Raw genomic sequence first — 469 nt, 5'->3', positions numbered from 1 at the left:
ACGGCCTCCTCGACGAACCACTCGAAGATATCGCCTACCGCCGACTGACCGGCCTCATAGCCCATATAGCCTTCGATGATGCCGTCCTCGACGACGCCGCACATGCCTTCGACCTCGACCTCTTCCTTGCCGAGCAGCATATGGCAGATCGACGTGCCCATCGCCATGACCAGCTTGCCTTCGCCCACGACGCCGACCGCCGGCACCGCCGCATGCGCGTCCACGTTGCCGACCGCGATCGCCGTGCCTGCGGCCAGGCCCGTCAGCGCCGCCATCTCCGCGGTCAGCTCGCCGGCCTTGGTGCCCAGCGGCTTGATGTCGCCGCGCAGCTTGGTCGCCGTCAGGTTCTCCAGCCGCGGATCGAGCGCCTTGAAGAAGTCCGGGCTCGGGTAGCCGTCCTGCTTGTGCCAGATCGACTTGTAGCCCGCCGTGCAGCTGTTGCGCACGAACTCGCCCGTCAGCTGCGAGA

The 469-nt window shown here is 67.0% G+C and carries 1 protein-coding gene; it reads right to left on the bottom strand.

Annotated elements, in window-relative coordinates; translation table 11 throughout:
- The coding region (locus PQG80_RS28835; protein ID WP_271755304.1) for an FGGY-family carbohydrate kinase at nucleotides 1-469 on the bottom strand (469 nt) is incomplete at both ends.

Source organism: Cohnella rhizoplanae (assembly GCF_948329515.1).
Lineage (GTDB): Bacteria > Bacillota > Bacilli > Paenibacillales > Paenibacillaceae > Cohnella > Cohnella rhizoplanae.
Note: the sequence above shows the minus strand (reverse complement) of the source record. Positions and strands in the feature narration are given on the sequence as shown.